The following is a 6944-nucleotide window of genomic DNA, read 5'->3' as shown; positions in this document are numbered from 1 at the left end:
GGCGAGCGCGGCACGCTCGCGAGCGGCACCGGCCTCGCGCGCGCGGGCCGGGCGGCGGCGGTGCTCGCGGGCACGACGGAGGGACCGGGCACGGCCTCCGCACCGCCGGCGGGCGCCTGCTCGCTCGGCGGCGTGGCCGAAGCCTGCTCCATCGCCGGGCCCACCTCCCCGCGGGTCGCCGGCGCGTCCACGCGCCCATCGTCGGGCGCGCCCGCGGCGGGGTCCGGCTGGGGTGCGGGCTCCTCCGCGGACGCGCCGCCGGGGAGCCCCAGGGTGGCCGCGAGGGCGAGCGCGACCGTGACGAGCGAGTGACGGAACGGTTTCACGGACCGCTCACGGTGCAACGGGGGTGCCCACCGCTCGACGCCCGGGCATGCGGCCGCGCGGTCCCAGGACGTTCCGCTGAGTGGAAACGCTTTTCCCATCGGCTGAACGCCATGGCCCTGTCTCGCGGGGTCGGGATGGATCGCGGTGCCCTCCCTGTTTCCCCAGGTCCTCCCACCCACTCGAACGTCGCGGCGCCGCAAAGGGGCCGACGAGGAGACCTGCTTGCGCCAGCTCGCCCGGCTGATCCTCTCCACCCTGCTCGTGCTGCCGGGCCTCGCGTCGGCCGCCGCGATCACGCGCGGTCCCTTCCTGCAGCAGACCTCGCCCCACGCCTCGCTCGTCGTGCTGAACACCGACGTGCCGGCGGCCGTGCGCGTGGTCGCGGAGCTCGGGGCCGGCGGGACGGTGGTGGGGGAGAGCGCCGGCACGGCGCACCACGTGGTCAGGCTCGAAGGCCTGCCCGCCGCGAGCGTCGTCTCCTACCGCGTCGAGCTCGAGGGAGCGGTTCGCGCCACGGGCACCCTCCGCACGCCCGGCGAGCCGGACACGGCCGAGGGCCAGCGGACGGTGCTCGGGGTCATCGGCGACTACGGCACCCAGGGCCCGATCCAGGCCGGAAACACGGCGGCGCTGCTCGCGCGCGGCGTGTCGGCGGTGCTCACCGTGGGCGACAACGCCTATCCCGACGGGAAGGCGGAGGACTGGGATCCGGCGGTGTTCCGCCCGATGGCGGCGCTCCTCGCCTCGACCACGTTCTGGCCGGTGCCGGGCGACCACGAGTACCGGCTGCCCTACGCCCAGCCTTACCTCGACGCGCTCGAGCTGCCGGAGGGGCCCGACGGCGAGCGCTATTACTCCTTCGACTGGGGCGACGTGCACGTCGTCGCGCTCGACTCGAACTGCCTCTCGCCGATGGACGCCGCGACCGCGGGCTGCACGCGGGACTCGATGGTCACCTGGCTGCGCGAAGACCTCGCGGCCACCCAGGCGCCGTGGAAGATCGCGCTGCTCCACCGCCCGGTGCTCGCCACCGGCAAGTACGGCTCCTTCCCGGAGGTGGCGAGCGCGCTCGAGCCGCTCTTCCAGGAGTACGGCGTGGACGTCGTCTTCCAGGGACACAACCACCTGTACGAGCGCACCTGGCCCTCGCGCGACGGCGCGCCGGTGAAGACCGGGGAGGGCGCGTACGATCGCCCCGGCGCGCCGGTGTACGTGACGACCGGCGGCGGGGGCGACTGGCTCTACGACTTCGAGAAGCCGGTGGCGCCGTTCACCGCGTACCGGGAGAAGGTCGGTCAGCACGTGGTGGTGACGGTCGACGGCGGCTCGATGCACGTGGAGTCCGTTCGCCACGACGGCGTCGTCCACGACGAGTTCACGATCGCGAAGGACGTCGCGCCGGCGCCCGCCGGAACCGGCGGGGGCGGAGGTGGCGGCTCGAGCTGGCAGTCCGGCGGGCCGGTCGTCCGCGGTGGTGGCTGCGCCAGCGCCGGCGGGGGCGCCGGGCTCGCCGCGTTCGCCGCCCTCGCCGTGAGCGAGACGCTCCGGCGTCTGCGCCGGCGCGCGCGCTGAGGCCTCTTCCGGTGGCGCTCGACGCGCGTCGCGCGAGGGGCGGGGCCGGCCCCGTTCGCGGCTGCGCCGGGCGACGCTCGAGCCCCGGTCGCGACTCGGGCCCGTGACGCCGGCGCTCGGGGCGCGCGCGTTGCAGCGCCCCTTGGGCATGAGCTCTCGCTTCGCCCTCGTGGCGTTCCTCGCCACGGTGCTCCTCGCCTGCAACGCCGACGCCCCGCCCCTCCCGAAGGTGGATCCCCCTCCTGGAGATCCGCCCCCGCCGACGTGCAACGACTGCGGCACGCCCGGCACCCCGACGGACCGCGTCCCCGAGGTGGTGAGCTGGCCGGACCTCCAGCAGAAGGTCGAGCCGCTCGCGATCACGTTCCCGCAATCGACGGCGGACATCGTCTACCAGCTGTGGAGCAAGGTGTACGCGCCGGGGCGGCTGTACCTCGGCGGCACCTGGTACGACGTCGAGCTGCGGCAGCGCGGAGACGGCGCGCGCGAGCACCCGAAGCACAGCTGGAAGACGCGCCACCCCACGAGCGGCGAGACCCACGACGGCGCGCCCGGGACGGGATCCTGGCCCACCCGGACGCGCAACTACCTCGCCGAGTACCTCGACGGCGGCTACCTCTCCGACCCGTTCTGCTACGGCCTCCTGCTGGGCGCCGGCGTCCGCTCGCCGCGGTGGCGCTTCATCACGCTCGACGTGAACGGGGAGCACCAGGGCGTCTACGTCGAGGTGCAGGAGGCGGACGACAAGCACTTCCTCCGCGATCACGGCTTCGACGCGGACTCCACGACCTACCGCTGCGGCCTCCGCGACTGCGAGATGAAGCTCTCGCCCCCCGCCTCGTACCAGGGCCCGTGGGAGAAGGAGACGAACGAGACGCAGCCGTGGGACGACCTCTGGACGTTCCTCCGCGAGCTCAACCGGACGCCGGAGCACGAGTTCCCCGCCTGGCTCGCGGGGCACTTCGACGTCGATCGCCTGGTCCGCATGTACGCGGTCGCGATCCTCGTCAGCTGGTCGGGGATCGACGACTCGGGCAGCTACCTCGTCCACGACGCCGTGACGGGCAAGTGGTCCTTCGTGCCGTGGGATCTCAACAACGCGCGGATCGTGTACTGGCGCGGGCTCACGCCCACGGCGACGCCGAACTGGCACGACGCGATCCCGACCTACACGCTCTACGATCCCGCCACCCTGGGGGTCGCGGCCGACAAGTCGCAGCGCTACGGCGTCAGCGCGCATCCGCCGTTCGTGGTGCTGTTCCAGCGCCTGTGGGACGCGCCCGCGCTCCGCAACCGGGTGCTCGACGAGGTCGAGAAGATGCTCGACGGCGTGTTCTCGGAGGCGCAGGCGTTCCCGCGCATCGAGGCGCTCCACGCCCTCATCGCCGGACCGCTGCAGCGGGATCCCTGGGTGGATCAGGAGCTCGCCGCCGCGTCGGTGCGGTTCCTCGAGGAGTACGTCACGCGCCGCACCGGGTTCCTCCGGGGCGAGATCCCCAGGGAGCGGCACCGTGGGGAGGGCGGGCTCGTCGTGAACGCGATCGGGCCGGGGTTCCTCGAGCTCTACAACCGCGAGGACGCGCCGCGCGATCTCGCGGGCCTCGCCCTCACCTCCGACCTCCGCGATCGGCTGCAGAGCGCGCTCCCCGCGGGCACGGTCGTGCCGGCGCACGGGAAGGTCACGCTCCCGTTCACGCCGGGCGCGGATGGGGGCGAGGTCGGCGTCTTCGACGCGACCACCCAGCTGCCGCTCGACGCGACGTTCTACGCACCGCTCGGGGGCAGGACGTACGCGAGGATCCCGGACGGCGCTGAGGCGTGGGGCTGGAGGTAGGCGCGCAAGGCGCGGAGCTCCCCGCCCGGCATCACGCGCCGCGCAGCGCCTCGAGCTCCTGCCAGCGCGCGTAGAGCCGCTCGACCTCGACGCCTGCGGCGGCGAGCGCGTCGCGCATGCCGCCGACCGCGGCGCCGTCCTTCTGGTAGGTGGCGGGGTCCGAGAGCGCGGCCTCCAGCGCGGCCTTCCGCTCCTCGGCCGCGAGGATCGCCGACTCCATGCCCTCGAGCTCCCGCTGCTCCTTGAACGAGAGCTTCCCCGGCCGGCGCGCGCGCTCCGCCGGCGCCGCCGTGCGGGCCTGCGGCCCCGCGGCGGCGCGGACCTCCGGGCGGGCGGGTCCGGCCTCCGCGCGCGCGGCCGCCTCGGCCTGCCCCTTCAACGTGCGATAGGTCTCGTAGTTGCCCTCGTAGCGGACCGCCCTCCCCTCCCCCTCGAACGCCAGGATCGCGGTCGCGACCTTGTCGAGGAAGTAGCGATCGTGGGTGACGAGGAGGACGGCGCCGTCGAACGCGAGGAGGAGCCGCTCGAGCACGTTGAGCGTGACGAGGTCGAGGTCGTTCGTGGGCTCGTCCAGCACGAGGACGTTCGCGCCGGCGAGGAAGGCGCGCGCGAGGAGCAGCCGGTTCCGCTCGCCGCCCGAGAGCGCCTTCACCTGCATGCGCTGGACGGTGGGCGGGAAGAGGAGGTCGTCGAGGTAGTCGCGGAGGGCGACCCGCCGGCCCCCGAGCTCCACGAAGTCCTCGCCGCGCGTGCCGTCCCGGCTCCCGCCGGCGGCCTCGTAGACCGTCTGCTCCGGATCGAGGGCCTCGCGCCCCTGATCGTGGTACGCCACCCGCGTGCGCGCGCCGACCACCACGCGCCCGCCGTCGGCGGCCAGCTCGCCGAGCAGGACCCGCAGGAACGTCGTCTTGCCCGCGCCGTTCGGACCGACGATGCCGATCCGCTCGCCGCGCTGCACGGTGAGGCTCACGCCCGCGAGGACCTGCCGCTCGCCGAAGCGCTTCACGAGGTCGTGCCCCTCGAGGACCGTCTGCGACAGGCGCGGCGTCGCCGCGAGCTGCAGCTCCGGGACGCGCGGGCGCTCCGCCCCGCGCTCGGCCATGAGGCGCCGCGCCCGCTCGATGCGCGCCTTCGACTTCGTCCGCCGCGCCTCCACCCCGCGGCGGAGCCAGGCGACCTCCTGCGCGATCCAGCGCTCGCGCTTGTGCCCCGCGAGCGCCCCCTGCTCCTCGGCCACGAGCTTCTGCTCGAGGTAGGCCTCGTAGTTCCCCGGGTAGCTCGTGACGCCGGCGCCCGGCGCGATCTCGACGATGCGATCCACGAGGTCGTCGAGGAAGTAGCGATCGTGGGTGACGAGGAGGAGCGCGCCCTTCAGCCGGTCGAGCTCCTCCTCGAGCCAGTCGACGGTGTCGGCATCGAGGTGGTTCGTCGGCTCGTCCAGGAGGAGCAGATCGGGGTGCGTGAGCAGCGCCCGCGCGAGCGCGACGCGCTTGCGCGTGCCGCCCGAGAGCTCCGCCACGGGGCGGTCCCACTCCTTCACGCCGAGCCGGTCGAGCAGCCGCCGCGCCTCGTGCGCCGTGTCCCACCCGCCGAGCTGGTCGATGCGATCCGAGAGCTGCGCGAGCTCCACGAGGAGGCGATCGTGGGCGGCGGCGTCGCGCTCGGCCGAGAGGCGCGCCGAGAGCGCCGCGTGCGCGTCGATCGCCGCGCGGAGCGGCGCGCGCGCGACCTCGAGCTCGGACGCGACGGTCGCCCCGGCGGGGAACGTGGGCTCCTGCGGCAGGTAGGTGACGAGCGCGCCGCGCCGGAGCTGCACCTCGCCGGCGTCCGGCTCCGCCGCGCGCGCGAGCATGCGCATGAGCGACGACTTCCCCGAGCCGTTCACGCCCACGAGCCCGACGCGCTCGCCCTCCTCGAGGGTGAGCGTGAGCCCGTCGAAGACGGTGCGGCTGCCGAAGGCGAGCCGGAGCGAGGCGGCGTGGAGGAGCGTCACCGCGACTTCATACCACCGGACCTGCGGGGTCGCCGGGCCGGGCCGTGGTTCGCGCCGCTCTCCTAGCCGAGGTACTTGCCGAGGAGCAGCCCGAGCTTCTGGCGGACCTCCGGGGAGAGCCGCGACCGGTCGGACCAGATCGCGAGCGCGAGCGCGGACTGACACGCGCAAGGCTTCTCGATGGCGGCGACCTGCGGGATCGCGCGCCGGATGAGCTCGAGCGCGTTCTGCGTCGCGACCTTCACGTTCCCGAGGATCTCCTCGATGAGCTTCGCCTGGTCGAGGGTCGCCGGGTGCGGCTTCCAGCAGTCGTAGTCGGTGGGGAGGGCGACGGCCGCGTAGCAGAGCTCCGCCTCCCGGGCGAGCTTCGCCTCGGGCATCAGCGTCATCCCGATGAGCGAGGCGCCCCAGCTCCGGTGCAGCTCGCTCTCGGCCCGGGTCGAGAACTGCGGCCCCTCCATGCACACGTACGTGCCGCCCTGGTGGACGCGCGCCGGGAACCCGGTGCCCGCCTTCACGAGGACGTTGCGGAGCGTGTTGCAGAACGGCGCCGCGAGCTCCACGTGGACGGCCAGCTCGTCGAAGAACGTGCCCGCCCGCCGGAAGGTCCGGTCGATCACCTGGTCCGGGATGACGAGGTGCTTCGGCGCGACCTCCTCGCGGAGGCTCCCGCAGGCGCCGCTCGCGAGCACGTGGGTCACGCCGAGCGACTTGAGCGCCCAGATGTTCGCGCGGTAGGGCACGGCCGACGGGTTCCGCATGTGCCCGTCGCCGTGGCGCGACAGGAGGGCCACCGGGACGCCGGCCACCTCCGTGAGGGTGATCGGTCCGGAGGGGCGCCCGAAGGGCGTGTCGATCTCACGCTGCTCGCCTGCCCCGAGCGCCCCGAGCGCCTCACCGAGCCCCGTCCCGCCGATGACTCCGACCACGACCCGACTCATCGCTGACCTCCAGAGAGGCGCCAGTGTACCGGAACGAGGCGCCCGGGTGCCGGCGCGAGCGCCTCGGCCGCGCGATCCGACGCCGTGTCGGTGCGCAGGCGCGACAAAAGAAAAAAGCCCGCCGGCGCGAATTGCGCCAGCGGGCCAAGAAAAAAAATGCGGCAGCGACCTACTCTCCCACACCGCTTCCGGTGCAGTACCATCGGCTCTGGTGGGCTTAACTACCGTGTTCGGGATGGGAACGGGTGTGACCCCACCGAAATAGCCACCGCAAACC

At 73.8% G+C, this 6944-nt stretch carries 4 protein-coding genes, 1 rRNA gene and 1 pseudogene; 2 read left to right on the top strand and 4 right to left on the bottom strand.

The window, feature by feature from the left end:
- A pseudogene (locus tag MNY60_RS22975) lies at window positions 1-326 on the bottom strand (hypothetical protein); the annotation flags it as partial.
- Window positions 327-549: 223 nt separating this feature from the next.
- Between MNY60_RS22975 and MNY60_RS22970 the strand changes: the two are divergent.
- Window positions 550-1899, top strand: coding sequence for a purple acid phosphatase (locus MNY60_RS22970; RefSeq protein ID WP_242356945.1), 1350 nt, complete (start codon window positions 550-552; stop codon window positions 1897-1899).
- A 148-nt stretch (window positions 1900-2047) separates the two neighbouring features.
- Window positions 2048-3733: a CotH kinase family protein gene (locus MNY60_RS22965; protein WP_242356947.1), complete on the top strand. Its 1686-nt coding sequence runs from the start codon at window positions 2048-2050 to the stop codon at window positions 3731-3733.
- A gap of 31 nt (window positions 3734-3764) precedes the next feature.
- Here the strand turns inward: MNY60_RS22965 and MNY60_RS22960 are convergent, their stop codons facing one another.
- The 3 genes from MNY60_RS22960 to rrf all read right to left on the bottom strand — a co-directional run bounded on the left by MNY60_RS22960 (window position 3765) and on the right by rrf (window position 6940).
- Window positions 3765-5726 (bottom strand): ABC-F family ATP-binding cassette domain-containing protein, encoded by a 1962-nt coding sequence (locus tag MNY60_RS22960; RefSeq protein WP_242362002.1) that lies wholly within the window; start codon window positions 5724-5726, stop codon window positions 3765-3767.
- 62 nt (window positions 5727-5788) lie between these two features.
- The gene (gene mtnP / locus MNY60_RS22955; protein ID WP_242341361.1) at window positions 5789-6667 is read right to left on the bottom strand and encodes an S-methyl-5'-thioadenosine phosphorylase; all 879 of its coding nucleotides are present in this window, start codon (window positions 6665-6667) and stop codon (window positions 5789-5791) included.
- Between the two features lie 156 nt (window positions 6668-6823).
- Window positions 6824-6940: ribosomal RNA gene (gene rrf / locus MNY60_RS22950) — 5S ribosomal RNA — on the bottom strand.
- Window positions 6941-6944: the final 4 nt, after the last annotated feature.

Source organism: Anaeromyxobacter sp. SG17, assembly GCF_022690695.1.
In the GTDB taxonomy this organism is placed as follows: Bacteria; Myxococcota; Myxococcia; order Myxococcales; family Anaeromyxobacteraceae; genus Anaeromyxobacter; species Anaeromyxobacter soli.
The sequence above is the reverse complement of the archived record's forward strand: the minus strand, read 5'-3'. Positions and strand labels throughout refer to the sequence as shown.

Coding starts and splice junctions, on each gene's coding strand:
- MNY60_RS22965 (WP_242356947.1), top strand. CDS start 2,048: ATGAGCTCTCGCTTCGCCCTCGTGGCGTTCCTCGCCACGGTGCTCCTC.
- mtnP (WP_242341361.1), bottom strand. CDS start 6,667: ATGAGTCGGGTCGTGGTCGGAGTCATCGGCGGGACGGGGCTCGGTGAG.